Genomic DNA, 24388 nt, shown 5'->3' with positions numbered 1-24388 from the left:
CCTCAGCTTCCGCTCCCGCACAGCTCGGCGAAGCGCCTCACGTCGATGTTGCCGCCGGAGATGATCACGCCGACGCGGGACGGGAGCCGCTCGACGCGACCGGCCAGCAGGGCGGCCAGGCCGGTGGCGCCGCTGGGCTCCACGATGATCTTCAGCCGCTCGAAGGCGAACCGCATCGCGTCGCGGATCTCGTCGTCGGTGACCAGGAAGATGTCGTCGACCAGGCGCTGGTTGACGGAGAACGTCAGCTCGCCGGGGATGTCCGCCGCCTGCCCGTCGGCGATCGTGCGCGGCACCGGGATGGAGACGCGCCGGCCGGCCTCGAGGGAACGCTTGGTGTCGTCCCCGGCCTCCGGCTCGATGCCGATCATCCGGATCCCGCTGTGCAGGCCCTTGGCCGCGGTGGCACTGCCCGCCATCAGCCCGCCCCCGCCCACCGGTGTGACCAGGGCGTCCAACTCCCCGGTCTCCTCGATCAGTTCGAGGGCCGCGGTGCCCTGTCCGGCGATCACCTGCGGATGCTCGTACGGCGGGATGAGCGCAAGCCCGCGATCGGCGGCGAGGGCCTCGCCGATGGCCTCACGGTTACCGGTGTAGCGGTCGTACGTGACGATCTCCGCGCCGTAACCCGCGGTGGCGTCCATCTTCGACTGCGGCGTGTCCTCGGGCATGAGGATCACCGCGGTGGTGCCCAGCTCCCGTGCGGCGAGGGCGACGGCCTGGGCGTGGTTGCCGGAGGAGTAGGCGGCGATGCCCTTGGCCAGTTGCTCCGGCGACAGGCGGGAGGCGGTGTTGTAGGCGCCGCGGAACTTGAACGCGCCGATGCGCTGGAAGTTCTCGCACTTCAGGAAGACCTGTGCGCCGACGAGGGTGTCCAGGGTGCGGGAACGCAGTACGGGGGTGCGGTGGGCCACGCCCTTGATCTGTGCGGCGGCGTCGCGGACGTCGTCGAGGGTGACCGGGGGAGTGTGCGTCATGGCTGGGCTCCTTCGGGGGGTGTGGCGCCGGGCTCGGTGCCGTCCGTCGTGGACGCGTCGCTCGGTGGTGTGCGGGATGTCGCCCTGGCGTCGGACAGGTAGTTGTAGGCGGAGGCGCGGGAGATGCCGAGCCGGGCGGCGACCTGCTCGACCGCGCGGCGTACGGCGAAGACACCGCGTTCGTCCAGGCTGCGGAACAACTCGAGACGCTGGGCGCGGTCGAGCTCGGACCAGGTCTTGTTCTGCCGCAGCTGATGGCTGTCGACGATGGCGTCCACCACGGAACCGATGTCGTTGCCGAACGTCGTGGTCGGCACGTCGGCCGGTCCGGTGGCGACTCCCGCGATCTCGCCGATCAGGGCGTGGGCCTGGTTGACGGCGGTGATGTCGAGATTGACGCACAGGGCGCCGAACACCGTGCCGGTGGAGTCGCGCAGGACCATCGTCGACGACTTGACGATCTTCCCCGTCCGGGTGCGGGTGAGGTAGTTCAGCTCGTCGCTCGCCTCGTCACCGCGGGCGAGGATGCCCATCCCGATCTCACTCATCGACCCACCGACCCCGCGCCCGGTGACCGAGCCCGCGATGGCGACCACGGACTTCTCCGGCCGCCGGAAGTCGTGCACGACCACCTCGCAGAACGAGCCGAATGTCGCTGCGATGCCGTCGATGACGGGGGTGAGCGCGGCGATGATCGCATCCTGCTCGTCGGTGTCGGTCGGCATCGCATGCTCCGGGGTTTGGATGATTGGGTCTGGATTATTGGTCCAGTTCTTAGACTACACGTCTAGGATGGAGTTCTGTACGGTGCTCATCCGGCCGTCCCCACGTATGCCGGTGGCGACCGCATGCAGGGACGTACGGTGTTTCGTCGAGGTCCCCGTACGGGACGGTGGGCCGGGGGAAGGTGGCGAAATGACCGCAGTGTTCGTTCATGGTGTGCCCGAGACCGGTCAGTTGTGGGACCGGCTCCGTGCTTGCCTCTCGACCGACTCGATCGCCTTGGACCTGCCCGGGTTTGGCGTGCCGACCCCTGACGGATTCGGCGCGACCATGGACGAGTACACCCAGTGGCTGGAGCGGGCGCTCCGGGAGGTCGACGGACCGCTCGATCTGGTCGGGCATGACTGGGGCGCGCTGCTTGTGGCGCGGGTGGCCACGAACTCCTCCGTACCGGTGCGAAGTTGGGCCACGGACGTGGCCGGCATCCTGCACCCGGACTACGTCTGGCACGAGTTCGCGCAGCTCTGGCAGACGCCGGGAGCGGGGGAGCAGTGGGCGAAGGCCTCGGTCGAGGCCGCTCCGGGAAGCCCTGAGAGCCCCGCGGCGCAGCTCACGGGGGCCGGTGTGCCCGTCGAGGACGCCGAGGCGTTGGGCGGAAGGTTCGACGCGACCATGGCCGCGTGCATCCTGGCCCTCTACCGCTCGGCGACGCCCAACCCGTACGCCCACGCGGCTGCGCAGCTCGCCGGGCCTGCCTCCGCACCGGGGCTGGTGCTCCAGGCACTGCTCGACCCCTTCGACGACGCTGCGGCCTCCGATGAGATGGCCGCCCGCCTCGGCGCCCGCACCGAGCGGCTCGAAGGAGTGGGACATTGGTGGATGTTGGAGGATCCCGGCACCGCGGCTGCCGTGTTGGAACGGTTCTGGGTGGAGGCGGCTGACGGCCGGTCAGTCGAGGACATGCCGTAGATAGGCCTGCGGGTCGGCGAGATAGCGGCGCCAGTGGTCGACCAGGGCGAGTTCGCGCCACTCCACCCGCTGCATGCCGTGCTCGCCGACCTCGACGATGTCCGCACCGGGCAGCGCCGTCAGCAGCGGAGAGTGGGTGGCGCAGACGACCTGGCCGCCCTTCTGCGTCAACTGGTCGATATGGCCGAGCAGTTCGAGGCAGGACGAGAACGACAGCGCCGCCTCCGGCTCGTCCATCACATACAGTCCGGGCTGGAGGAACTTCCCCCGGAACGCCGCCAGAAAGCCCTCGCCGTGACTGACGGAATCCGGGGCGAACCCTTCCCGGTGCAGTGCGTCCATCGCCGTCTCGGCGCGCAGGAAGAACCCCTTGCGGGCGGACCAGCTGCCCAGCATGCGCCGCCCGCCCGGCGCCGAGTCGAAGCGGATCCGTTCACCCAGCACCGACTTGCTGCGAGGGCTCGCATACTTCCAGTCGTGCGAGCCGCCCCAGGAGTCCAGCCCGAAGCCCTCAGCGAGGGCCTCGACCAGTGTCGACTTGCCCGAACCGTTCTCCCCGACCAGGAAAGTCACCGGAGCGGTGAACCGCAGCCCGTCCGCCAGAAGCCGACGAACGCAGGGCACGGACCAGGGCCATTTGTCTTCCTCGTACGTGGACACGTGTGCGTACGCGCGTTCGACGATCACAGGCCGAGTTTCTCATGGGGCGCCGACGCCGCGTGGGACGACGAGGGGGCCGGCCACGGCCAGGGTCAGCCCGTCAGGTAGCCGTCGGATGCGTCGAAAATTTCGCGGCAGGAAACGCGGCAACCCTTTGGCTCGGAGCGGCAACTGCCTTGCGGCAATGCACTACTTCATGTCACCAGGGCGGTTGAGGAAATATGGAAGCGAAGCAGCAGAGGGCGCGGCACCGCAGGCGCAAGGCCGGTCTGTCGATCGGCATCCCGGTGGCGGTGGCCGCGGCGGCGGGCATGGCGTACGGCACGGATCTGGGTGTGTTCGGCGAGGACGCGCAGCGCAGCGCCTCGGCGGCGACCGCGCCCCCGGCGTGGGCCGATGACGTCGCCGACGGCTTCGCGTCGGTCAACTCGCAGGGGCAGAACGGCACTTATGGCGGCCGTGACGGCAAGACCGTCACCGTGAAAACCCTGGCCGATCTGGAGAAGTACGCGACGGCCCCGGAGCCGTACGTCATTGTCGTGGCCGGCACGATCAACATGGACCCCAAGGGCAAGGAGATCAAGGTCGCCTCGGACAAGACGATCGTCGGCTCGGGCACCTCCGGGCAGATCGTCGGCGGCGGCTTCTTCCTGGGTCAGGGCGTGCACAACGTCATCATCCGCAACCTGACGATCCGGGACTCGTACGCCGGTGAGTGGAACGACAAGGACCACGACTTCGACGCCATCCAGATGGACGGCGCGCACCACGTCTGGATCGACCACAACGACCTGCGGCACATGGCCGACGGCCTGATCGACAGCCGCAAGGACACCACCAACGTGACGGTGTCCTGGAACAAGCTGAGCGACAACAACAAGACCTTCGGCATCGGCTGGACCGAGAACACCACGGCCGACCTCACGATCCACCACAACTGGTTCCGCGAGACCGAGCAGCGCAACCCGTCCACCGACAACGTGGCCCACGCGCACCTCTACAACAACTACCTGCAGGACATGCCGAACACGGACATCACCACGTCCTACGGCAACTACGCGCGCGGCAAGACGAAGATGGTGCTGGAGAACAGCGTCTTCGAGGGGCTCAAGAACCCCGTCACCAAGGACAGCACCGCGGCGGTGGTCCAGCGCGGCAACGTCTTCAACGGCACCAGCGGCCGTAACGAGAGCGGTGGCACGGCCTTCGACCCGAAGAATTTCTACAAGTACACCCTCGACAAGGCGGCCGACGTCCCGGCGCTGCTCAAGTCCGGTGCGGGGCCGCGGACTTCGATCGGTACGACGGCGAGTGCGGGTACGAGTACGAAGGCGAGCGCCGCCGACACCACGCTCACCGTCGCCAAGGACGGCAGCGGGCAGTTCACGAGTGTCCAGGCCGCCGTCAACGCCGTACCGGCGAACAACACTTCACGGGCCGTCATCTCCATCAAGCCCGGCACCTACCGCGAGCTGGTCAAGGTCCCACGCGACAAGCCGCATGTGACCTTCCAGGGCACGGGAGCCAGCCGCAAGGACACCGTGATCGTCTTCAACAACGCCTCGGGAACGCCGAAGCCTGACGGTTCGGGAAACTACGGCACCAGCGGCAGCGCGACCGTCGCCGTCGAGGCCGATGACTTCCAGGCCCGTAACCTCACCATCGACAACGACTTCGACGAGGCGAAGAACCAGAGCCTGAACGGACACCAGGCCGTCGCCCTGCGCACCGCCGCCGACAAGGTCGTACTCGACAGCATCATCGTCACCGGCGACCAGGACACGCTGCTGCTGGACACGCAGTCCAAGGACAAGCTCGGCCGGGTCTACGTCAACAACTCCTACATCGTCGGGAACGTCGACTTCATCTTCGGCCGGGCCAGCGCGGTGATCAACAAGTCGGTGATCACGCTGAAGAAGCGGTGGAACGGCGACTCGGCGGGGTACGTCACGGCGCCCAGCACGGCCGCGGGCCGCAAGGGCATCCTGATCGCCAACAGCACCGTCAACGGCGATGTGTCCGCCTCCAGCTTCCACCTGGGCCGCCCCTGGCACGCGGGCGGTGACGCCGCTCTCGACCCGCAGACCACGGTCCGTAACACGTCCCTGAGCAGTGCGATCAAGTCCGCTCCGTGGACCGACATGAGCGGCTTCTCGTGGAAGGACGACCGGTTCGCCGAGTACAAGAACACCGGCCCCGGCGCCGGTTCCGCGAGTGGCGACCGGCCCCAGCTGACCGATGCCCAGGCCGCCGACCAGGAGATCGGTGACTGGCTGGGCGACTGGAAGCCGAGCGCCTCGTAGGACAGGTCCGACAGTTTCCGGCCAGGCCCTCCGCTCGGCTCGATCCCGCTGTTCAATAGGAACTCAGGAACTGTTCAGTGGGAACGAACGATGCCCGTGAGAGGAGCCGTCCGTGTCCCCAGTGGTCGTGCCGCCAGTCGGTGCGCGCATCCGGCAGGCGCGCACCGCGCGGGGCATGAGTCTGCGCGGTCTGGCGCGGGAGATCGGCGTGTCCGCGAGCCTGATCTCGCAGATCGAGACCGGGAAGAGCCAGCCGTCGGTCAGCACGCTGTACGCGATCACCACCGCGCTCTCCGTCCCCGTCGAGTCGCTCTTCGACGGCTATGACGGCTTCGACGGGGAGGAGACCGCGCCGGTGCCGGCTCCCGCCTCGCCCGTCGCCGGTCCGCCCGGCACCGTCCTGCACGCGCTCGCCGCCTTCGCCGCCGACCCGGGCCACCGGATCGGGCCGCTGGTCAGGGCCGAGGAGCGGGAGGTGCTTGAGCTCGACTCGGGCGTCGTATGGGAGCGTCTCGGTCATGTTCCGGGCGCGGACGTCGACTTCCTGCTGGTGACCTACTGCCCCGGCGGTGCCTCCTCCAGTACGGGCGGACTGATGCGGCACCCGGGCACGGAGTACGGCTACCTGACCTCCGGCGAGCTGGTGCTCACCCTCGGCTTCGAGGAGTACACGCTCCGCCCGGGCGACGCGGTGTCCTTCGAGTCGACGACACCCCACCGCTATCGCAACGACGGGGACGAGCCGGCCATCGGCGTCTGGTTCGTGTTCAGTATGCCTTGACACTTGCCTTGACACCCTCGTCGGACGGTCGTTCACTCGAAGGGGAGGTTCGCCATGGCGATCCGCACTTTCGGCCCCAACGCCGTCGACTGGGAAGAGCGCGTCGACCTGGACAGGCTGCGCAAGGAGCGGCTCGCCCGGCTGAACGCCGCGCTGAACCGTTCCGAGCTGGGCGCACTACTCAGCTTCGACTTCTCCAACATCCGCTACATGTCGTCCACTCACATCGGCACCTGGGCGATGGACAAGCTGATCCGTTTCGCGCTGCTCGTCCGCGGCGGCGAACCGGTCGTCTGGGACTTCGGCTCCGCCGCCCGCCACCACCAGCTCTACAACCCCTGGCTGGACTACAGCGACGGCAAGGGCGGCCCGCCCACCGGCGCCCGCGCCGGCATCTCCACCCTCAGGGGCGCCTTCCACCCGGACGCCGGGATCGCCGAGGACGTCGCCGCCAAGATCGCCCAGATCCTGCGCGAACACGGCCTGGCGGGCGAGCCGTTGGGCGTCGACCTGGCCGAGATGCCCGTACTGCACGCCCTCAAGGAGGAGGGCATCGACGTCGTCGACGGCCAGCAGGTCTTCCTGGAGGCCCGCCGCATCAAGACCGGCGACGAGATCTCCCTGCTCACCCAGGCCTGCTCGATGGTCGACGCGGCGTACGAGGAGCTGTACGGCTATCTGCGCCCCGGCGTGCGCGAGAACGAATGCGTCGGACTCGTCAGCAAGGTCCTCTACGACCTCGGCAGCGAGTACGTCGAAGGCGTCAACGCCATCTCGGGAGAGCGCTGTTCACCCCACCCGCACGTCTACAGCGACCGCCTGATCCGCCCCGGCGACCCCGCCTTCTTCGACATCCTGCACAGCCACCTCGGCTACCGCACCTGCTACTACCGCACGTTCGCCGTCGGCAGCGCCTCCGCCGCACAGCGCGACGCGTACGTCCGCTGCCGCGCCTACATGGACGAGGCCATCGCCCTGGTCCGGCCGGGCGCCACCACCGCCGACATCGTCCAGGTCTGGCCGCGCGCCGAGGAGTTCGGCTTCCCCGACGAGACGGCCGCATTCGCGCTCCAGTACGGGCACGGAGTGGGCCTGTCCATCTGGGAGAAGCCCATCTTCAGCCGCCTCGTCTCCCTCGACCATCCCGAAGTCCTCGAAGAGGGCATGGTGTTCGCGCTGGAGACGTACTGGCCCGCCGCCGACGGCTGGTCGGCGGCGCGGATCGAGGAGGAGGTCGTCGTCACCGCCGACGGCTGCGAGGTGATCACCAAGTTCCCTGCGGAGGAACTGCTCGTGGCGGGCCGCAAGTACTGGACGGTCGGCGGCGCGCTCAACACCCGGCGTGAGGCCCAGTCGCACCTCAACACCCCCGAGGGCAGGGGTGAGTCATGACCGGCGCGGTCTCGACGAATGCGGGTCAACTCCTCGCGCTCTACGAACAGATGGCCGTGATCCGGCGTACCGAGAAGGCCGCCCACGACCTGTTCCTGGCCGGCCTCGTCAAGGGCACCACCCACCTCGCCTCCGGCCACGAGGCGATCGCGGTCGGCGCGAGCGCGGCCCTCCGCGACGACGACTACGTGTTCGCGACCTACCGCGGCCACCACCACGCACTGGCCCGCGGCGCCACCCCCGAGGAATGCCTCGCCGAACTGATGAGCCGCGCCACCGGCCTGTGCAAGGCCAAGGGCGGCTCGATGCACCTCACCAAGGCGTCGCACAACATGCTCGGCTCGTACGCCATCGTCGGCGCCCATCTGCCCATGGCGGTCGGCGCCGCCTGGTCGGCCCGGCTGCGCGGCACCGGACAGATCGCCGTGGCCTTCTTCGGCGACGGCGCGACCAACATCGGCGCCTTCCACGAGGCGCTGAACCTGGCCGCCGTATGGAAACTGCCCGTGCTCTTCATCTGCGAGAACAACCTCTACATGGAGTACACGCCGATCGCCGACGTCACCGCGGTGGCGAACCCCGCGGCGGACCGTGCGCCCGCGTACGGCATCCCCGGCGAGATCGTCGACGGCAACGACGTGGTCCTCGTCCAGGAGGCGGTGGGACGGCTGGCGGACCGGGCCCGTGCGGGAGACGGGCCCAGCCTGCTGGAGGCACAGACCTACCGGCACTTCGGCCACAGCCGCACCGACCCGGCCACCTACCGGCCGGCCGAGGAGGTCGAGCGCTGGCTGAAGCACGACCCGCTGGACCTCGCCCGCGGGCGGCTCGCCGAACTGGGTGTGCCCGAGGAAGCGGTCACCGAAGCCGACGCTCGCGCAACCGGCCTCGTACAGCAGGCAGTCGATGCCGCGAAGCAGGCGCCCGCGGCCGATCCGCGGGAGGCGCTGACCGACGTATGGGCCGACGGAGGTGCGGCGTGGCGGACGTGATCACCTACCGTGAGGCGGTCGCCGAGGGCATCGCACGCGAGATGCGGCGCGATCCCGCGGTCGTCTGCCTGGGGGAGGACATCGGTGCGGCGGGCGGGGTGTTCAAGACGACCGTCGGGCTGCACAAGGAGTTCGGATCCGAGCGGGTGTGGGACACGCCGATCTCCGAACAGGCCATCGTCGGGGCGGCGATGGGCGCCGCGATGACCGGGATGCGGCCCGTCGCGGAGATCATGTTCTCCGACTTCCTGGCCTGTTGCTGGGACTACCTCGCCAACGAGATACCCAAGGTCCGGTACATGACGGGCGGTCAGGTCACCGTGCCGCTCGTCGTCCGCACGGCCAACGGCGGCGGTCTCGGCTTCGGCGCCCAGCACTCCCAGGCCACCGAGAACTGGGCGTTCACCGTCCCCGGACTGAAGATCGCGGCACCCGCCACGCCCGCCGACGTGATCGGCATGATGGCCGCCGCGATCCGCAGCGACGACCCGGTGGTCTTCTTCGAGCACAAGGGACTGTTCGCGACCAAGGGGCCGCCCGCGCCACCGGACCACCTCGTCGAGCTGGGACAGGCCGCCGTCGTCCGCGAAGGCGCCGACGTCACGCTCGTCGCCCTAGCCTCGATGGTGCCCGTGGCGCTGACGGCCGCCGAACGGCTGGCCGAGGAGGACATCGACGCCGAGGTGATCGACCTGCGCTGCCTGGTACCGCTGGACACGCGCACGGTGCTCGGTTCCCTCGCGAAGACCTCGCGGCTCGTGACCGTCGAGGAGAACCCCTACCAGGGCGGATGGGGCGGCACCCTCGTATCGGTCGTCGCCGACGAGGGATTCGGCCTCCTCGACGCGCCCGTACGCCGGGTCGCGGCCGAGTGCGTGCCGCTGCCCTTCGCGGACGCGCTCGAAGAGCAGGTCATCCCCACCGTCGACAAGGTCGTGACGGCGGTCCGGCGGCTCGCCGCGTACTGAACACACCAAGGGAGGAAGGCCGATGACCAGTCGGATGCTTCTGCGCTCGGGCCACGTGATCTCGATGGACCCCGGCATCGGGGACCTGCCCGAGGGCGATGTACTGATCGAGGACGGGAAGATCACGGCGGTCGAGCCGCGGATAGACGCCGAAGTCGACGCCGAAGTCCTCGACATGACCGGCCGCATCGTCGTGCCGGGCTTCGTCGACACCCACCGCCACACCTGGGAGGCGCCCATCCGCGGCTGCGCGCCCAATGCCACGCTCGACGACTACTTCGTCGAAGTCCTCGACACCTTCGCACCCGTCTACGGCCCCGAGGACGTGTACGCGGGCAACCTCGCGGGCTCCCTGGAGTGCCTGAACGCCGGGATCACCACGCTCGTCGACTGGTCGCACATCAACAACACACCCGAGCATCCCGACGCCGCGGTGCGGGCACTGAGCGAGACCGGGATCCGCGCCCAGTACGCGTACGGCAGCGCCAACACCTCGCTCGCCGACTACTGGTTCGACAGCAAGATCGCCATACCGGCCGACGACGTACGACGGATGCGGGAGCGTCACTTCGCCTCGGACGACGGCCTGTTGACCATGGCGCTCGCCACCCGCGGCCCGGGATTCTGCATCAACGACGTCGTCGAGGCCGAGTGGCGCCTCGCGCGCGAACTGGACATCCCGATCACCGTGCACGTCGGCATGGGCCGGCTGGCCGGCCGCTTCGGGATGGTCAAGCAGCTGCACGACCTCGGGCTGCTCGGCTCCGACACCACCTACATCCACTGCTGCTACTTCAGCGAGGAGGAGTGGCGGATGGTCGCCGACAGCGGCGGCACGGTCTCCATCGCGCCCCAGGTGGAGCAGCAGATGGGGCACGGCTGGCCGCCCGTGATGAAGGCGATCGAGTACGGGCTGCGGCCGAGCCTGAGCATCGACGTGGTCACCACCGTGCCCGGCGACATGTTCACCCAGATCCGCGCGGCCTTCGGCGGCGAGCGTGCCCGGGTGAACGCCGAGTGCTGGCAGGCCGACACACCCGTCCCCGAAACGATGCTGACCGCACGTCAGATGCTGGAGATCGCCACCGTCAACGGCGCACATGTCGCGGGACTCGAGCACCGCACCGGCTCACTGACCCCCGGCAAACGCGCCGACATCGTCGCCATCGACGCCACAGCCCTCAACATCGCGCCCCTCATCGACCCGGTCGCCGCGGTGACCCTGTGCGCGGACGTGTCCAACGTCGACACGGTCATCGTCGACGGCACGGTCCGCAAGCGCGACGGCAAGCTGCTCGCCGACACTGCACGGGCCCGCCGCCTTGTCGAGGAGTCCCGCGACCGACTGGTGGCGGCGGTCGAGGCCCGGAAGAAGCAGCAGGTGTGAGGGAGTCCGGACGGAGGGCACGGAGGAAGGGGCGGGCATGACCCACTTCGCCGTACGGCGGGCGGCGGACGCCACGTTCGCCGCCCCGACCCAACTGCCGTACAGCAGCGACGGGTTCAGACGACGGACGGTCGTCGACGAGGGCGACGGCGCCGTGCACAGCGGCTTCGGCATCTGCGAACTGGCGCCGGACGGAGCGACCGGCGCCCACGTCAACGCGTACGAGGAGTCCTTCCACATGCTGTCGGGCACGGTGATCCTCGATGTGCCCGAGAGCTCGTACCTGCTCGAGGAAGGCGACTACGGACTGCTGCCGACGGGCGTGCCGCACGCCTGGCGCGGCGCCGGGGACACCGTCGCGCGCTGGGCGGACATGCTCGCACCGGTCCCGCGAGCCCGCTACGGCTACGACACCCAGGCGGTGCCCGCGCTGCCGGCCCGCGAGCCAGCCCGTATCGACGTACGCGACCCGCGTACCCGCTCGTTCGGCCACTTCGAGGCCGCCCAGATGGACCCCGGCAAGCAGTCCCAGGACCTCCTGGCCGTGTCGGCCAGCATGCGGACCGCGCTGCTCGTCTACAGCGGCATCACCGTGAAAATGATGGTGGACAGCGATCTGGGCGCGGTGGCCTCGACGATGTTCATGGTGCAGTACGCGCCTGATGGCGTCGCCGGCAGCCACGATCACCCCTTCGAGGAGACGTATCTGATCGTCGAGGGCACCGTGGACGCCACCTTCGACGGCGAGCGCCACCGGCTCGGCGTGGGCGACGCGGCCTGGGCGGGCGCCGGTTGCGTGCACAGCTTCGCCAACGCCGGTACGGGGCCGGTGCGTTGGCTGGAGACGCAGGCGCCGCAGCCTCCGTCGCGGCACTCCTACCGGTTCACCAGGGACTGGGACTACCTGCGGGAGACGTTGGGAGAGAAACCATGAGCAGCGTGGTCGTCATCGGCGGTACGTCCGGGATCGGCCGGGAGTTCGCCCGGCACCGCGCGGAGAGCGGCGACGAGGTCGTACTCACAGGGCGCGACGCCGGCCGGGCCGCCACTGCCGCCAAGGAGACCGGCGCGGCCCGCGGGCTCGCCCTCGACCTGTCCCGGCCGCACGAGATCGCCGGGGCGCTGGCCGATGTCGGGTGGGTCGACCACCTGGTCCTCGTCGGGATCTCCCGTGACAACAACAGCGTCACCGAGTACGACATCGACGCGGCCGTCCACCTGGTCACGCTCAAGCTCGTCGGCTACACGGAGGTCGTGCACACGCTGCGGCCGAGGCTCCACGACGACAGCGCCATCGTGCTGTTCGGCGGACAGGCCAAGGAGCGGCCCTACCCGGGCGCGACCACGGTGGCCACCGTCAACGCGGGCGTCACCGGCCTCGTGCGCACCCTCGCCACCGAGCTCGCCCCGATCCGCGTCAACGCCGTGCACCCGGGCGTCGTCGGCGACAGCCCCTTCTGGTCGGGCAAGCCGCTCGACGCCCTGGTCGAGAGGACGCCGACGGGCCGTCTGGCCACCATGCGGGACGTGGTGGACGCCGTGGACTTTCTCCTCGGCAACCGGTCGGTCAACGGGGTCGACCTGAGCGTCGACGGCGGGTGGCTGCTGCGTTGACGGCGCGCGGCGGTCGTCAGGAAGGGCTGAGCTCAGCGAATTCCTGCGAGGCCAGGGACGCTCGGATCCGCCCTGGTCACCATGCGTTGATGACCGGCGCGTCGGGTTCGTGCTGCCGCCAGGCCTCGTTGAGGCGCGTGAGCCGGTCCGCGGCGGCGATGCCGCGCAGGGACGCGACCTTGCCGTCGCTGACCTCGAACGCCACGGCGCCCACGACCCGGTCCTCGACCACGGCGATGACGGCCGGGGAGCCGTTGACCAGCGCGATATGCATCGCGGGCGAGCCGCCGGCCAGTCGCCGCTTCGCCGGAGTGGGCTTGAAGCCGGCCCGCACGTAGGAGGCGACGCGCTCGCGCGTCTTGTACCGCAACAGCCGCCTGGCCAGTCCGGCGCCGTCCGAGACCATCGTCACGTCGTCGGTGAGCAGCGCCACCAGCCGTTCGGTGCGCCCCGACGTGGCGGCGGCGAGGAACTCCTCGACGACCCGGCGCGCGGACGCGGGGTCCACCTCGTCGCCACCGCGGCGCTCGGCGGCGACCCGGCGTCGGGCCCGGTGGACATGCTGCTGGCTCGCGGACTCGGTGATGTCGAGGATCCCGGCGATCTCGGCGTGGGGGTACGAGAAGGCCTCGCGCAGGACGTAAGCGGCCCGCTCGACCGGCGAGAGGCGCTCCATGAGGGTCAGTACGGCCAAGGACACCGATTCGCGCTGCTCGAAGGTGTCGGCGGGGCCGAGCATCGGGTCGCCCTCGAGGAGTGGCTCGGGCAGCCAGTCTCCGACAGCTCGCTCGTGGCGCGCCTGCGCCGAGCGGAGCCGGTCGAGGCAGAGATTGGTGACGACCTTGGTCAGCCACGCTTCCGGCACCTCGATACGTTCCCGGTCTGCGGCCTGCCAGCGCAGGAACGCGTCCTGCACGGCGTCCTCGGCGTCGGCGGCCGAGCCGAGCAGCCGGTACGCGAGCGAGGCCAGCCGGCCACGGCTGGCCTCGAACCGATCGATGGCTGCGCTGTCCATGCGGAACAGCCTATGCGGCGACCCTCACACCGGCCCGGTCCGGTGCGGTGGCCAGGCGGCGCTTGCGCTTCGGCATGCCGAAGGTCGGGTGGGCGATGCTCAGGGCGGAACCCTTGAGGATGCCCGCCTTGAAGCGCGTGGCGGCCCAGCCGCCCAGGTACCAGGACTTCGACCGGGCCTCCCCGTCCACCGCCTGGAAGATCGCGTCCCGTCGGCCGAGGCTGATGTGGTTGCCGACGTACTTCATCCCGACGGTCGGGACCTCGCCGCCGGTCAGCCGCGCGATGATCGCGCCGAACGCCTGCATGTTGGTGTAGCCGGCCGAGGCGCAGGACATCGGCAGCGGACGGCCGTTGTCGCCGATCGCGTAGACGGCGTCACCGGCGGCGTAGACGTCCGGGTGCGAGACCGAGCGCATGGTGCGGTCGACGACGATCTGGCCGGTCTCGGCGACCTCCAGGCCGCTGGCGGCCGCGATGGGGTGCACGGCGAACCCGGCCGACCACACGGTCACGTCGGCCGGGATGGACCTGCCGTCGGCGGCGATGGCCCGGGTCGGCTCGACGGCTTCGATGGCGGTGTGCTCGTGGACGGTGACGCCGAGCCGGTCGAAGGCCTGGCGCAGGTGACGGCGGGCCTTCGGGGAGAGCCAGGCGCCCAGCTCGCCGCGGGCGGCGAGTGCGACCGAGAGGTCGGGCCGGGACTCGGCGAACTCGGTGGCGGTCTCGATGCCGGTCAGCCCCTCACCGACGACCAGCACGGTGCCGCCCTCGCCCAGGCCGGCCAGGCGCTCGCGCAGACGCAGCGCAGAGGACCGGCCGGTCACATCGAAGGCGTACTCGGCCACGCCGGGGACGCCATGGTGGGCCACGGAGCTGCCGAGCGCGTAGAGAAGCGTGTCGTACGCGAGTTCGCCGTCGCCGTCCTCGCCGGTCACGGCGACGGTCCTGCGCTCGGGGTCTACGCCGGTGACGCGCGCCAGGCGCAGCCGTACCCCGGTGCCCGCGAAGACGTCGGCGAGCTTGCGGAACGCGAGGTCCTGGCCGATCGCGAGCTGGTGAAGCCGCATCCGCTCCACGAAGTCGGGCGCGGCGTTGACGACGGTGATCTCGGTGTCGGCGGGGGAGAGCCGGCGGGCCAGGTTTCCGGCGGCGAAGGCCCCGGCGTATCCGGCGCCGAGGACGACGATGCGGTGCTTCATGGCGTGGCTCCTGTCTCGTTGGCGTGCCCCTTGAACGAGACGGCGCCCCGATTGCTGACAGGAGCTGGGTGTGACGCGGGTCACCGAACCAGGACGAGCGGCTGAGCCCGTTGCCCACCCGGCCTTCGAGGCCTTCAGTCCTCGTCCTCCGCGCGTTCCTCCGCGCGCCGCAGAACGTCCTCCACGACCTTCTTGTCGAGTGCGGCCCGCACCAACGCGGCTGCCAGCACGGCCGGTTCGGTGTGACCGGCGAGCTTCACCAGATGGTCCGGCTCCTTGGGCAGCCCGAGCCGCTCCGCACCCTGGAGCGCCTTCGCGTCGAGCCACGGGGCGGCCTCGGGCCAGACCAGCTGCACCTCCCGCAGGAAGATGTCCACGCCCGCCGGGCCGAGACCCGGTATCTCCCGCAGCAGAGAACGGAGTTGGTCGAGATCGCCGTCCGCCTCGTCGCGCATACGCCGCAGATCGCCGCCCCAGCGCTCCAGCAGCAGCTCGGCGCCCTCACCGAGCATCGTCGCCGTGCGCTCGTCGTAGCGCCGGTAGCCGCCCTCGCCCAGCGCGTCGACCCGCTCCTGCCAGCTCGCGTCGGCCATCCGGCGCGGATCGCGCATCCCCGCCTCGTACAGGGCACGCGTGGTCGCGACGGCGACGGAACCGCGGATCCGCGCGCTGAGGAGACAGGCCATGACCAGGGTGCGGTACAGCGGCTGCGGAGTGTTCCGCAGCTTGATGCCGGCCTCCTCGGCGAACGTACGGCCGTGTTCGGCGACCAGCGTCTCGATGACCCGGCTGTCCCGGCCGGCCCGGTTGTCCCGGCCGGCCATGACTACGGCCTGAGCGGGTCGTGGCCGAGCGACATCAGCCGGTGACGGCGCTCGGTCTGCTGGGCAGTGGGTTCCTGGGCCGTGGGCTCCTGCGCAGGCTCCGTCTGGGCCTCGACCGTGTCCACGACCTCGTACATCACGCCGATGTCGTCCTCGGTGAGGTCCGTACGACGCTTCTGGAGGATCGCCAGGACATGCTGACCGGTGGGCGAACCCGCGTGCTCCGGCAGCGGTTCGGTCTCCTCGTCGGCGTCACTGACCTTCAGCCAGGCGGCCAGTTCCTGCGAGGTCATGTTCACCACGCGGTGGAACTCGTCCCACAGCGCCTCGAGTTCGAGGGCGTCGGCCATGATTGCTCCCTCCGTTCCGGCGCCCTCCGCTCTGGCGCCTTGCGGTTGTCAGTCGCGGGGCCAGTTCTCGGCCTGGAACATCCAGCGGTGCTTCTCGAGTTCGGCCGTGAGCGAGATCAGCAGGTCCTGGGTGACGCGATCGGCTTCGTCCGTCGCGTTGATCCGCTCCCGAAGCTGCCCGATGGTCGTGTCTAGGGACTCGATGAGCAGGCCGACGACCTCGGTGTCCTGCACCCAGCCCTCCTTCGGGCTCTGGTGGGCGCAGGTCGTGGCGATGGTCTCGGGCCGGCCGTCGGGCGGGATACCGAGTGCCGCGGCGCGTTCGGCCACGGTGTCGGCGTACGAACGTGCCGTGGCGACGACCTCGTCGAGCTGGAAGTGAATCGTGCGGAACCGTGGGCCCACGATGTTCCAGTGGACCTGTTTGCCGATGAGTGACAGCCCCAGCAGGTCCACCAGGGTGCCCTGCAGGGCGTCCGCGACCACCTGACGTGCGGGGTCAGGAAGGGTGCTCTTCACCACAGTCATGACGCGCCTCTCCTCGTGGTTTCGCGGCTTGTGGCTTCGGGGCTCGTGGTTTCGGGACTTATGGTCTGACTGGTCTGACGTCGGACAAGACGAAGCAGCGCCGCGCGTTCCTCCTCGCAGGTTCCGCCCCACACGCCCGAAGTCTGTCCGGTTTCGAGCGCCCAGGTCAGGCACTGGTAGGACACCGGGCAGCGATCACAGACACGCTTGGCGGCCGCGACGTCCTGCAGGGCCGGGCCGGTCGTGCCCACGGGGAAGAACAGTTCCGGATCCTCATCCGCGCAGGCCGCTCTGCGTAACCACTCCATGCGGGCGCGAGTGCCCAGGGCGGATCAGCGGAAACACGTGCCTTTCAGTCCCCGTTCCAGGGCATGCGGTCCGGTCGGTTCCCCGTTTCCCGAGTACGCGGTCCGGTCAGTTCCCGGGCACGGGATCTGCTCAGTTCCCGAGTACGCGGTCCACGAAGCCGGTCACGTCCGCGAGGACCGCGGCCTTGTCCGTCTCGTTGAACACCTCGTGCTGTGCGCCCGGGTAGACGCGCTCGGTCCAGTCGGCTCCGCGCAGTTCCTCGACGCCCGCGCGGCTGGCGGGCAGCGGCACGATCCGGTCGTCGTCGCCGTGCAGCCACAGCAGCGGGAGTGGGTCTACGCCGCCGCTCTTGGAGACGGTCTCCAGCGTGCGGACGAACGCCTCCAGCGTCGGGCGCTTGAACGGGCCGTGCCAGACGAGGGGATCCGCCGCGTACGCCTCGCCCACCGACGGGTCGCGCGAGAGCGTCGCCGGGTCGATGGGGACCTCGGGGATCGGGTCGTGCGCCAGCAGCTGCCGGGCAACGTTCCAGTCACCGATCACCGGCCCGGACAGCACCAGCGCGGCCAGAGCGTCGCCGTACCGCTGTGCGTACCGCGCCGCGATCAACCCGCCCATGGAGTGGCCGATCAGCACGATGGGCACCCCGGGATGCTCGGCGCGGGCCAGCCGCTCCACCGCGTGGACGTCGGTCACCACGTCCTCGAAGTCCTCGATCAGCACCTGCTCGCCCGCCGACTTCCCGTGCCCCATGTGGTCGGGCCCGAAGACCGCGGCGCCATGCCCGTTCAGTACGTCCGCCACGTACTCGTACCGGCCGATGTGCTCTCCGTAGCCATGGACCAGGAGCGCGACGTACCGCGGCCGTTCCCGTGGCCACTCGCGTGCGGTGATGCCGCCCCTGGTGCCGGTGAGGGTGTGCTCGCGGGAGTCGGCCATGACTCGCTCCTCCATCGACGTCGGCGAAGGTTCCGGAGGATCTTCCCAGGCAGCGGGGCGGCGGTCCACAGTGCGATACCAGCGGCGTTCTCTCGCGTTGGGTCCCGTACGGGCAAGGGGCCAACTGGCGAGACGGTCCTGACATGGTGAGATGGCTGCGCATAGCATCGGTTCCCGCATGAACACGATGACGCTCTGGCACATCTCCGTCTGGGAGTTCGCCGCACTCGCCGCCGCGGCCATGCTCGTCGGCTTCTCGAAGACCGCCGTGAGCGGAGCCAACACGGTCAGCCTCGCGATCTTCGCCGCCGTCCTGCCCGCCCGCGCCTCGACCGGCGTCCTGCTGCCCATACTCATCGTCGGGGACATACTCGCCGTGCTCACCTATCGCAGGCACGCCCACTGGCCCACCCTGTGGCGGCTCTTCCCGGCGGTGGCGGGCGGCGTGGTCGTCGGCACGGTGTTCCTGATGTGGGCGGACGACCAGATCGTACGGATGTCGATCGGCGCGATTCTGCTGCTGATGGCCGGGGTCACGGTGTGGCGCCGCCGGAAGGCCACGGCGGAGGAGGAGCCGGAGGAGGTGACCTCGCGAGCGGGCCGGATCAAGGCGCGTTCGTACGGTGTGCTCGGCGGCTTCACGACGATGGTCGCCAATGCGGGCGGTCCGGTGATGTCGATGTATCTCCTCTCCGCGGGCTTCCGCAAGCTCGGCTTCCTGGGGACCTCGGCCTTCTTCTTCCTGATCGTCAACGTGTCCAAGGTGCCCTTCAGCGTGGGTCTCGGCCTGATCGACGGACGCTCACTGCTGCTGGACGCCGCCCTCGCCGCCTTCGTCGTCCCGGGTGCCGTGATCGGCAAGCTCGCCGTGGACCGCATCAACCAGCGGCTCTTCGAGCGGTTGGTGATCGCGGCGACGGTGGTGGGCGGGGCACAGCTTCTGCTCCGCTGAGCCGGGCGCTTTGCCTCTCCCTGAGGCGTTGATTCCTGCGGCCCGTACGCGCGGTTGATTCGTGTGGCCCGTACGCTCGACGCCATGTCCCCGCACGCCCATGTCCATGCCCATGTCCTGGTCCTGGGCGGCACGGCCGAGGCTCGCGAACTCGCCGCGGCCCTCGCCGCCCGGCCCGGCGTGCGCGTGACCACCTCGCTCGCGGGCCGGGTGTCCCGGCCCGGGGCGCTCGAAGGGGACGTACGCGTCGGGGGATTCGGCGGGGCGGAAGGGCTCGCCCGGTGGCTGCATACGGAGCGAGTGGACGCACTCGTCGACGCCACGCATCCCTTCGCCTCGGGCATCACGACGAACGCGGTGCGGGCCGCGACGGCCGTGGGCGTCCCGGCCGTGGTCCTGCGCCGCCCCGGCTGGCAGGCAGGGCCCGGCGACCGCTGGCACTCGACGACCTCACTCGCCGAAGCCGCCGAGCTGCTCCCGTCGCTGGGCCGCCGCGTCTTCCTGACGACGGGCCGACTGGGCCTGACAGCCTTTGCCCAGCTCTCCGAACTCCACTTCCTCGTACGCTCGGTGGAGCCCCCCGAGCCGCCGCTGCCGCCCCATACGGAAGTTCTGCTGGCCCGCGGCCCGTTCACGCTGGAGGACGAGACGGCCCTCCTGCACGAGCACGCCATCGACGTCCTGGTGACGAAGGACAGCGGCGGCGCCTCGACGTCAGCCAAACTGACGGCCGCCCGCGCCCTCGCCGTCCCGGTCGTGGTGGTACGCCGCCCTCCGCTGCCGGAGGGAGTGGTGTCGGTGGCCGACGTCGCCGAGGCGCTGGCTTGGCTGGATGGCGGCCTTTCGGGGACGGGGCCCTGATCGAGGGCGGGGGCGAGATCCTCTCGCAGGCGCTGCCCCATTGCGGGGCAGCATCGCGGCCCTTTGGGGGCGCGGGGAACCGCGCGACCAGCCACGACGCACCCGCAGCTACGAACCGCCTTTCCCGCGGAGCGCGCTTGTCCCCGCGGGATGCGGGCCACGTGGCGGAGCTTGGTGCAACGGCCCCGCCCTACCCCCGCGGCCGCCTGCGCAGCAAGTACGTGTCCATGATCCAGCCCTTGCGCTCGCGAGCCTCTGCCCGGAGTTCCGCGATGCGAGGTGCCGTGTCCGCGAGCGGGCCCGAAGCGAGGATCTCGTCCGGGGTGCCTATGTAGGCACCCCAGTAGATGTCGATGTCCTGGTCGGCATACCGCTGGAAGGCCTGGTGGGCGTCGAGCATGACGACGACGTCGTCGACGCCCTCGGGGAAACCTTCGGCAAGGCGTCGGCCCGTCGTGATCTGCACCGGTCCGGCGACACGGTTGAGGCCCGTGCGATGGCGGGCGACAAGGGCGGAGACGCTGCTGATGCCGGGCACGACGTCGTAGTCGAAGGTCACCGCGCCCCGCTCGAGAATCTCCTCCAGGATCCCGAGCGTGCTGTCGTACAACGCGGGATCACCCCACACCAGGAACGCCCCGCTCTCCTCCTCGCCCAACTCCTCGGCGATCAACCGCTCGTAGATGTCGGCGCGGGCCCTGCGCCAGTCCCCGACAGCGGGGGAGTAGCCCGCACCACCGGCGGCCCGGTCCCGCTCCGGATCGCGGGCCTCCACCAGCCGGTACGTCCCGCCCGGTATGTGCGCGTCGAGAATGTCACGGCGCAGTTGGACGAGGTCCGACTTCACCTCGCCCTTGTCCAGGATGAAGAACACGTCCGTGCTCCTCAGCGCCCTGACCGCCTGAAGGGTCAACTGGTCGGGGTCGCCCGCCCCAATGCCGATGACATGAATCTTTCGCACACCCCGAGTCTGCCCCACGCCACTGACATTCGGATCACCGCACCTGATCACAACAGTCGGCAGACCCTCAACCTCACGCCCTACGCCTTGCTCCCACGCAGCCGAGGAGCCCACGCCTCCGCGTCCACCGCAACCTCGTCCCGCTCCACGACCCCGGCCAACTCCCGTGCCCAGGCGACGAGTTCCGGAAGATCCATCCCGTACGGCCGCGCCGACCCGGCCTCCGCCCCCCACTCCTCGACCGCCCCGGCCCCCCGCCGCAACAGCCGCGCCCCGCCCGTGAGATTCCCGCGAGCCGCATGCGTGAGCCCCACCGCGAGCTGGGCCAGTCCGCGCCACAGGGCCCGTTCCTCCTCCGGCCCCGACTTCCAGGCGTCCTCGAAGACCTCGTGCGCATGGAACGGCTTCCCCGCCTCCAACAGCGTCTGCGCCTCGTCGACGGTCTCCTCAGGTGTGCGTACGACCCCTTCGGGCTGCCGCTCCACCCCGTCGGCCCCGTACGGAAGCGGCCGCCCGAGCCCGTCCCGCGGCCGAGCGCTGCGAGCCCGTCCCTCGGCGTCCCGGTCCCGCCCGTCGTCAGAAGTACTACCCATACGCCGATTGTCCCCCGCCCCACGCCCTCTTCGGAGCACACCGCAGCGTGAGGTAAAGTGCTCTTCGCGCGATCACGCGGTTCACCGCGACGGTCGCATCGGGACGTGGCGCAGCTTGGTAGCGCACTTGACTGGGGGTCAAGGGGTCGCAGGTTCAAATCCTGTCGTCCCGACGGTGCGAAGGGTCTTCGCAGGCGAGAGCCTGTGGGGGCCCTTTTCGTATGGGTCGCATTCGGGCTTCGAGGTTGAGCATGCCGCTCATCGGCACCTTTACTCGGAGGCCGGCGAAGATGCCGCTCTTGGACCTGAACAAGATCACTGAGGGTCTGTCGAAGACCTGGTCGGGGTTCCTGCGGGACTGGGACCGCGCGTTGCGGTCGGGGAACTACCCGGAGACCACCCGCTACAACTATCTGCTGGCGGCCGCGCAGCTGGCGCGGTACCTGGGGGAGTACTCACCGGACCCGGACGCCGACGCGGCGGCTGAGGATCCGGTCGAGGTCAGCCGGGCGCATGTCGAAGCGTTCCAGGCGTGGATGATCGAAACGCGGTCGGCTTCGACGGCGCTGAACAAGCACAAGGGGCTACAGCAGTTCTTCAAGTGGCTGCTGCTCGACGAGGGGGAGATCGACCGGTCGCCGATGGAGCGGGTCCGGCAGCCGAAGCTGCCGCAGAAGCTGGTCCCGGTCATCCGTGACGACGAGACCACGAAGATCCTCGGAACCTGCAAGGGAAGAGACTTTGTCCAGCTGCGGGATGAGGCGATCATCCGCCTGTACTGCAACACGGGGGCGCGACTGTCCGAGGTCGGCAACCTCATGCTCGACGACATCGACCTGACCACCGAATCGGTGCACTTCCACGGCAAGGGCAGCAGGGACCGGCGTGTGCGTTTCGGGCCGAGGACCGCGCGGGCGGTCAGCCGCTACCTGCGGGCCCGGGCCAAGCACAAGGCGGCTCATCTGCCGGATCTGTGGCTGGCCGAGCGAGGTGTACGAGGGCTGGCGCCCAACGGCATCAAGATCATGCTCGAGCGGCGGGGGCTTGCTGCCGGGCTGGTCAAGCTGCACGCGCACCGGTGGCGGCACACCTTCGCGCATGAGTGGAAGTGTGCCGGCGGTGACACCGGCGATTTGATGCTGTTGCTCGGTTGGACGTCGGAGGAGATGCCCCGCCGCTACGGAGCCAGTGCCGCTGCCGAGCGCGCCCAGGAAACCCACCAGCGGATCGGGGTCGGCGATCATGTCTGAGCTCGATGTCATGCCTGCGCGGTGGGAGGCCGTGCGTGAGCAGCAAATGGTCTTCCGCGCGGTGACCATGATCGCAGGGGTGGTGGTTGGCCTGGCCTTCTTCTTCGGCTTCGGCAATGTGTGGACGTTGGCCCTGCGGCTGGGAGTGTCCGGCTGGGTGGCGCCACTCGTCGCGCCCGCAGTGGACTTGTCGGTTCTCGCGCTGCTCTTGGCGATCCGCTACCTCGCCCTGTGCGGAGCCCCCGCGGCGGTACTACGTCCCGCCCGCAGACTGCTGCTCCTGACCAGCTTCCTGACCCTCGCCCTCAACGTCACCGAGCCGCTGGTGGTCGGCGCGTACGGGCGGGCGGCATTCGACGCGGTGGGTCCCCTGCTCCTGATCGGCTGGGCCGAAGTCGGTCCCTGCCTGCTGCAGGCCATCAGAGGGTGAACCGCCCCGGATCGAATGGAGACTCGATTTCATGAAAGGATCGAGTCATGGCACGACCTTCCCGTTACCCGCTTGAGCTCCGCCGTCGTGCGGTGCGCATGGTCGCCGAGGTGCGCGACGACTATCCGACCGAGACGGCCGCCTTGCAGGCGGTGGCAGAGAAGCTCGACATCGGCTCTCGCGAGACGCTGCGGAACTGGGTGAAGCAGCACGAGATTGACGCGGGGACGCGTCCGGGGACGACGACGGAGGAGTCCGCCCAGCTCAGGGCGTTGAAGAAAGAGAACACCGAACTCAAGCGGGCCAACGAGATCCTGAAGGCCGCGGCAAGTTTCTTCGCGGCCGAGCTCGACCGGCCACACACACGCTCGTAGCGTTCATCGACGAGCACCGGGACCGCTTCGGCGGCGTCGAGCCGATCTGCAGAACCCTCACCGGGCACGACTGCAAGATCGCCCCTTCCACGTACTACGCCCACAAGAAACGCCTCGAAACTCCCTCCGCCCGTTCCGTGCGCGATGAGGGACTCAAAGAGCGGATCCAGGAGGTCTACACGTCCAACTACCGTGTCTACGGGGCCCGGAAGATCTGGCGCGAGCTGAACCGGCAGGGGCATGCCGTGGCCCGCTGCACCGTCGAGCGCCTCATGCGCGAACTCGGCATCACCGGCGCCGTCCGCGGCAAGAAGGTGATCACCACGCTTCCGGATCCGGCCGCCGAGCGAGCCCCGGACCTTCTCGACCGTGACTTCGTCGCCAGTGCCCCGAACCGCTGCTGGGTTGCCGACTTCACGCATGTCGCCGCCTGGAGCGGGGTCGTCTACGTCGCCTTCGTCGTGGACACCTTCTCTCGGCGCATCGTCGGCTGGTCCGCCTCCACCTCGAAGGAGACCCAACTCGTCCTGGATGCACTGGAGATGGCCCTGTGGCAGCGCGACCGCAAGACCCTTGGCTGGAGGGCGCCCGCCGAGACTCTCGACAGTCACCTACTATCAGCACAAAGCGGAAGTGTTGCGACGACTCCTTGAACCTGAGCAGTACACCTCGTTCAGGCTCGCCGAACACCTCGACGCGGACGGCATCGCGGCGAGTATTGGATCAGTCGGAGACGCGTACGACAACGCCCTGATGGAATCGATGATCGGCCTGTACAAAACCGAGTTGATCAAACCGCAGCGGCCCTGGAAGTCGCTCTCCCAGGTCGAGTTGGCCACCGCCGAGTGGGTCGACTGGTACAACCACCGCAGACTCCACGGTGAGATAGGCCACGTTCCGCCCGTCGAGTACGAGGCCAATCACTACATGGAATCCACGAAACCCCAGGTCACAACCACCATCTGAGATCTCCACCGAACCCGGGGCGGTTCAGGCCCCGCGCGGGTGTCGGGTCTGGGACTGCACGTCCGCCGG

At 69.5% G+C, this 24388-nt stretch carries 25 protein-coding genes, 1 tRNA gene and 1 pseudogene; 15 read left to right on the top strand and 12 right to left on the bottom strand.

Annotation, left to right across the window (positions count from 1 at the left end; genetic code table 11):
• Nucleotides 1-2: 2 nt before the first annotated feature.
• Together IEZ21_RS32850 and IEZ21_RS32845 are read right to left on the bottom strand one after the other, a co-directional pair.
• The gene (locus IEZ21_RS32850) at nucleotides 3-977 is read right to left on the bottom strand and encodes a threo-3-hydroxy-L-aspartate ammonia-lyase (RefSeq protein WP_189325463.1); all 975 of its coding nucleotides are present in this window, start codon (nucleotides 975-977) and stop codon (nucleotides 3-5) included.
• Nucleotides 974-1702 (bottom strand): helix-turn-helix transcriptional regulator, encoded by a 729-nt coding sequence (locus IEZ21_RS32845; RefSeq protein WP_189325462.1) that lies wholly within the window; start codon nucleotides 1700-1702, stop codon nucleotides 974-976. Before IEZ21_RS32845 ends, IEZ21_RS32850 begins: the two co-directional genes overlap by 4 nt.
• Nucleotides 1703-1892: 190 nt before the next feature.
• Between IEZ21_RS32845 and IEZ21_RS32840 the strand changes: the two genes are divergently transcribed.
• Nucleotides 1893-2669 (top strand): alpha/beta fold hydrolase, encoded by a 777-nt coding sequence (locus IEZ21_RS32840; RefSeq protein WP_189325461.1) that lies wholly within the window; start codon nucleotides 1893-1895, stop codon nucleotides 2667-2669.
• Here the strand turns inward: IEZ21_RS32840 and IEZ21_RS32835 are convergent.
• On the bottom strand, nucleotides 2649-3356 hold the full coding sequence (locus IEZ21_RS32835; RefSeq protein WP_189325460.1) for an AAA family ATPase: 708 nt from the start codon (nucleotides 3354-3356) through the stop codon (nucleotides 2649-2651). The genes IEZ21_RS32840 and IEZ21_RS32835 overlap by 21 nt on opposite strands.
• 194 nt (nucleotides 3357-3550) lie before the next feature.
• Here IEZ21_RS32835 and IEZ21_RS32830 point away from each other — a divergent pair, with 194 nt between their 5' ends.
• From IEZ21_RS32830 to IEZ21_RS32795, 8 genes are all read left to right on the top strand, one after another.
• Complete coding sequence (locus IEZ21_RS32830; protein ID WP_189325459.1) at nucleotides 3551-5632, top strand: pectinesterase family protein; 2082 nt, start codon at nucleotides 3551-3553, stop codon at nucleotides 5630-5632.
• A gap of 112 nt (nucleotides 5633-5744) precedes the next feature.
• Entirely contained in the window at nucleotides 5745-6413 is a 669-nt protein-coding gene (locus IEZ21_RS32825; RefSeq protein WP_189325458.1) for a helix-turn-helix domain-containing protein, read from the top strand.
• Nucleotides 6414-6467: 54 nt separating this feature from the next.
• Nucleotides 6468-7805 (top strand): M24 family metallopeptidase, encoded by a 1338-nt coding sequence (locus IEZ21_RS32820; RefSeq protein ID WP_189325457.1) that lies wholly within the window; start codon nucleotides 6468-6470, stop codon nucleotides 7803-7805.
• Complete coding sequence (locus IEZ21_RS32815) at nucleotides 7802-8797, top strand: thiamine pyrophosphate-dependent dehydrogenase E1 component subunit alpha (RefSeq protein ID WP_189325456.1); 996 nt, start codon at nucleotides 7802-7804, stop codon at nucleotides 8795-8797. Before IEZ21_RS32820 ends, IEZ21_RS32815 begins: the two co-directional genes overlap by 4 nt.
• Nucleotides 8785-9765 carry an alpha-ketoacid dehydrogenase subunit beta gene (locus IEZ21_RS32810; RefSeq protein WP_189325455.1) on the top strand — a complete coding sequence of 327 codons (981 nt, stop codon included), beginning with the start codon at nucleotides 8785-8787 and terminating at the stop codon, nucleotides 9763-9765. Before IEZ21_RS32815 ends, IEZ21_RS32810 begins: the two co-directional genes overlap by 13 nt.
• 22 nt (nucleotides 9766-9787) lie before the next feature.
• Nucleotides 9788-11152 (top strand): amidohydrolase family protein, encoded by a 1365-nt coding sequence (locus tag IEZ21_RS32805; RefSeq protein ID WP_189325454.1) that lies wholly within the window; start codon nucleotides 9788-9790, stop codon nucleotides 11150-11152.
• A gap of 37 nt (nucleotides 11153-11189) precedes the next feature.
• Entirely contained in the window at nucleotides 11190-12086 is an 897-nt protein-coding gene (locus IEZ21_RS32800) for a cupin domain-containing protein (protein WP_189325453.1), read from the top strand.
• Nucleotides 12083-12766 (top strand): SDR family oxidoreductase, encoded by a 684-nt coding sequence (locus IEZ21_RS32795; RefSeq protein ID WP_189325452.1) that lies wholly within the window; start codon nucleotides 12083-12085, stop codon nucleotides 12764-12766. The genes IEZ21_RS32800 and IEZ21_RS32795 overlap by 4 nt, the downstream gene beginning before the upstream one ends.
• A 76-nt stretch (nucleotides 12767-12842) precedes the next feature.
• Here IEZ21_RS32795 and IEZ21_RS32790 read toward each other — a convergent pair whose 3' ends face one another.
• The 7 genes from IEZ21_RS32790 to IEZ21_RS32760 all read right to left on the bottom strand — a co-directional run bounded on the left by IEZ21_RS32790 (nucleotide 12843) and on the right by IEZ21_RS32760 (nucleotide 17932).
• The gene (locus tag IEZ21_RS32790; protein ID WP_189325451.1) at nucleotides 12843-13781 is read right to left on the bottom strand and encodes a sigma-70 family RNA polymerase sigma factor; all 939 of its coding nucleotides are present in this window, start codon (nucleotides 13779-13781) and stop codon (nucleotides 12843-12845) included.
• A 10-nt stretch (nucleotides 13782-13791) separates the two neighbouring features.
• The gene (locus IEZ21_RS32785) at nucleotides 13792-14982 is read right to left on the bottom strand and encodes an NAD(P)/FAD-dependent oxidoreductase (RefSeq protein ID WP_189325450.1); all 1191 of its coding nucleotides are present in this window, start codon (nucleotides 14980-14982) and stop codon (nucleotides 13792-13794) included.
• A gap of 134 nt (nucleotides 14983-15116) precedes the next feature.
• Complete coding sequence (locus IEZ21_RS32780; protein WP_189325449.1) at nucleotides 15117-15806, bottom strand: HhH-GDP family DNA glycosylase; 690 nt, start codon at nucleotides 15804-15806, stop codon at nucleotides 15117-15119.
• 2 nt (nucleotides 15807-15808) lie between these two features.
• Nucleotides 15809-16156, bottom strand: a complete 348-nt coding sequence (locus tag IEZ21_RS32775) for a DUF3140 domain-containing protein (protein WP_189325448.1) — start codon at nucleotides 16154-16156, stop codon at nucleotides 15809-15811.
• A 48-nt stretch (nucleotides 16157-16204) separates the two neighbouring features.
• On the bottom strand, nucleotides 16205-16684 hold the full coding sequence (locus IEZ21_RS32770; protein WP_189325447.1) for a Dps family protein: 480 nt from the start codon (nucleotides 16682-16684) through the stop codon (nucleotides 16205-16207).
• Complete coding sequence (locus IEZ21_RS32765; RefSeq protein WP_189325446.1) at nucleotides 16681-16992, bottom strand: WhiB family transcriptional regulator; 312 nt, start codon at nucleotides 16990-16992, stop codon at nucleotides 16681-16683. The genes IEZ21_RS32770 and IEZ21_RS32765 overlap by 4 nt, the downstream gene beginning before the upstream one ends.
• A 130-nt stretch (nucleotides 16993-17122) precedes the next feature.
• The gene (locus IEZ21_RS32760) at nucleotides 17123-17932 is read right to left on the bottom strand and encodes an alpha/beta hydrolase (RefSeq protein WP_189325445.1); all 810 of its coding nucleotides are present in this window, start codon (nucleotides 17930-17932) and stop codon (nucleotides 17123-17125) included.
• A 178-nt stretch (nucleotides 17933-18110) separates the two neighbouring features.
• On the opposite strand from IEZ21_RS32760, the gene IEZ21_RS32755 reads away from it, so the two are divergent.
• Both IEZ21_RS32755 and IEZ21_RS32750 read left to right on the top strand, forming a co-directional pair.
• Nucleotides 18111-18884, top strand: a complete 774-nt coding sequence (locus tag IEZ21_RS32755) for a sulfite exporter TauE/SafE family protein (RefSeq protein WP_033318364.1) — start codon at nucleotides 18111-18113, stop codon at nucleotides 18882-18884.
• Nucleotides 18885-18968: 84 nt separating this feature from the next.
• A complete protein-coding gene (locus IEZ21_RS32750) occupies nucleotides 18969-19745 on the top strand; it encodes a cobalt-precorrin-6A reductase (RefSeq protein ID WP_189325444.1) in 777 nt (258 codons plus the stop codon).
• Nucleotides 19746-19935: 190 nt separating this feature from the next.
• Here the strand turns inward: IEZ21_RS32750 and cobF are convergent, their stop codons facing one another.
• Together cobF and IEZ21_RS32740 are read right to left on the bottom strand one after the other, a co-directional pair.
• The gene (gene cobF, locus IEZ21_RS32745; RefSeq protein ID WP_189325443.1) at nucleotides 19936-20706 is read right to left on the bottom strand and encodes a precorrin-6A synthase (deacetylating); all 771 of its coding nucleotides are present in this window, start codon (nucleotides 20704-20706) and stop codon (nucleotides 19936-19938) included.
• An 80-nt stretch (nucleotides 20707-20786) separates the two neighbouring features.
• Complete coding sequence (locus IEZ21_RS32740; RefSeq protein ID WP_189325442.1) at nucleotides 20787-21299, bottom strand: DUF309 domain-containing protein; 513 nt, start codon at nucleotides 21297-21299, stop codon at nucleotides 20787-20789.
• Nucleotides 21300-21398: 99 nt separating this feature from the next.
• Here IEZ21_RS32740 and IEZ21_RS32735 point away from each other — a divergent pair.
• The 4 genes and pseudogenes from IEZ21_RS32735 (at nucleotide 21399) to IEZ21_RS32720 (ending at nucleotide 24319) form a co-directional block, all read left to right on the top strand.
• A tRNA-Pro gene (locus IEZ21_RS32735) sits at nucleotides 21399-21472 on the top strand.
• Between the two features lie 117 nt (nucleotides 21473-21589).
• Nucleotides 21590-22549, top strand: coding sequence for a tyrosine-type recombinase/integrase (locus IEZ21_RS32730; RefSeq protein ID WP_189325441.1), 960 nt, complete (start codon nucleotides 21590-21592; stop codon nucleotides 22547-22549).
• Entirely contained in the window at nucleotides 22542-22979 is a 438-nt protein-coding gene (locus IEZ21_RS32725) for a hypothetical protein (protein ID WP_213089383.1), read from the top strand. Before IEZ21_RS32730 ends, IEZ21_RS32725 begins: the two co-directional genes overlap by 8 nt.
• A 47-nt stretch (nucleotides 22980-23026) precedes the next feature.
• Nucleotides 23027-24319, top strand: a pseudogene (locus tag IEZ21_RS32720) (IS3 family transposase).
• Nucleotides 24320-24388: the final 69 nt, after the last annotated feature.

Origin of the sequence: Streptomyces flaveus (assembly GCF_014647675.1) — a bacterium.
Taxonomy (GTDB): Bacteria; Actinomycetota; Actinomycetes; order Streptomycetales; family Streptomycetaceae; genus Streptomyces; species Streptomyces flaveus.
Note: the sequence above shows the minus strand (reverse complement) of the source record. Positions and strands in the feature narration are given on the sequence as shown.

What these genes read in the sequence shown, in the direction of transcription:
- IEZ21_RS32780 (WP_189325449.1), bottom strand. Translation starts at nt 15,806, where the DNA reads ATGGCCGGCCGGGACAACCGGGCCGGCCGGGACAGCCGGGTCATCGAG.
- IEZ21_RS32830 (WP_189325459.1), top strand. Translation starts at nt 3,551, where the DNA reads ATGGAAGCGAAGCAGCAGAGGGCGCGGCACCGCAGGCGCAAGGCCGGT.
- IEZ21_RS32805 (WP_189325454.1), top strand. Translation starts at nt 9,788, where the DNA reads ATGACCAGTCGGATGCTTCTGCGCTCGGGCCACGTGATCTCGATGGAC.
- IEZ21_RS32795 (WP_189325452.1), top strand. Translation starts at nt 12,083, where the DNA reads ATGAGCAGCGTGGTCGTCATCGGCGGTACGTCCGGGATCGGCCGGGAG.
- IEZ21_RS32755 (WP_033318364.1), top strand. Translation starts at nt 18,111, where the DNA reads ATGAACACGATGACGCTCTGGCACATCTCCGTCTGGGAGTTCGCCGCA.
- IEZ21_RS32790 (WP_189325451.1), bottom strand. Translation starts at nt 13,781, where the DNA reads ATGGACAGCGCAGCCATCGATCGGTTCGAGGCCAGCCGTGGCCGGCTG.
- IEZ21_RS32840 (WP_189325461.1), top strand. Translation starts at nt 1,893, where the DNA reads ATGACCGCAGTGTTCGTTCATGGTGTGCCCGAGACCGGTCAGTTGTGG.
- IEZ21_RS32800 (WP_189325453.1), top strand. Translation starts at nt 11,190, where the DNA reads ATGACCCACTTCGCCGTACGGCGGGCGGCGGACGCCACGTTCGCCGCC.
- IEZ21_RS32820 (WP_189325457.1), top strand. Translation starts at nt 6,468, where the DNA reads ATGGCGATCCGCACTTTCGGCCCCAACGCCGTCGACTGGGAAGAGCGC.
- IEZ21_RS32730 (WP_189325441.1), top strand. Translation starts at nt 21,590, where the DNA reads ATGCCGCTCTTGGACCTGAACAAGATCACTGAGGGTCTGTCGAAGACC.
- IEZ21_RS32760 (WP_189325445.1), bottom strand. Translation starts at nt 17,932, where the DNA reads ATGGCCGACTCCCGCGAGCACACCCTCACCGGCACCAGGGGCGGCATC.
- IEZ21_RS32740 (WP_189325442.1), bottom strand. Translation starts at nt 21,299, where the DNA reads ATGGGTAGTACTTCTGACGACGGGCGGGACCGGGACGCCGAGGGACGG.
- IEZ21_RS32725 (WP_213089383.1), top strand. Translation starts at nt 22,542, where the DNA reads ATGTCTGAGCTCGATGTCATGCCTGCGCGGTGGGAGGCCGTGCGTGAG.
- IEZ21_RS32775 (WP_189325448.1), bottom strand. Translation starts at nt 16,156, where the DNA reads ATGGCCGACGCCCTCGAACTCGAGGCGCTGTGGGACGAGTTCCACCGC.
- IEZ21_RS32785 (WP_189325450.1), bottom strand. Translation starts at nt 14,982, where the DNA reads ATGAAGCACCGCATCGTCGTCCTCGGCGCCGGATACGCCGGGGCCTTC.
- IEZ21_RS32845 (WP_189325462.1), bottom strand. Translation starts at nt 1,702, where the DNA reads ATGCCGACCGACACCGACGAGCAGGATGCGATCATCGCCGCGCTCACC.
- IEZ21_RS32850 (WP_189325463.1), bottom strand. Translation starts at nt 977, where the DNA reads ATGACGCACACTCCCCCGGTCACCCTCGACGACGTCCGCGACGCCGCC.
- IEZ21_RS32770 (WP_189325447.1), bottom strand. Translation starts at nt 16,684, where the DNA reads ATGACTGTGGTGAAGAGCACCCTTCCTGACCCCGCACGTCAGGTGGTC.
- IEZ21_RS32750 (WP_189325444.1), top strand. Translation starts at nt 18,969, where the DNA reads ATGTCCCCGCACGCCCATGTCCATGCCCATGTCCTGGTCCTGGGCGGC.
- IEZ21_RS32765 (WP_189325446.1), bottom strand. Translation starts at nt 16,992, where the DNA reads ATGGAGTGGTTACGCAGAGCGGCCTGCGCGGATGAGGATCCGGAACTG.
- IEZ21_RS32815 (WP_189325456.1), top strand. Translation starts at nt 7,802, where the DNA reads ATGACCGGCGCGGTCTCGACGAATGCGGGTCAACTCCTCGCGCTCTAC.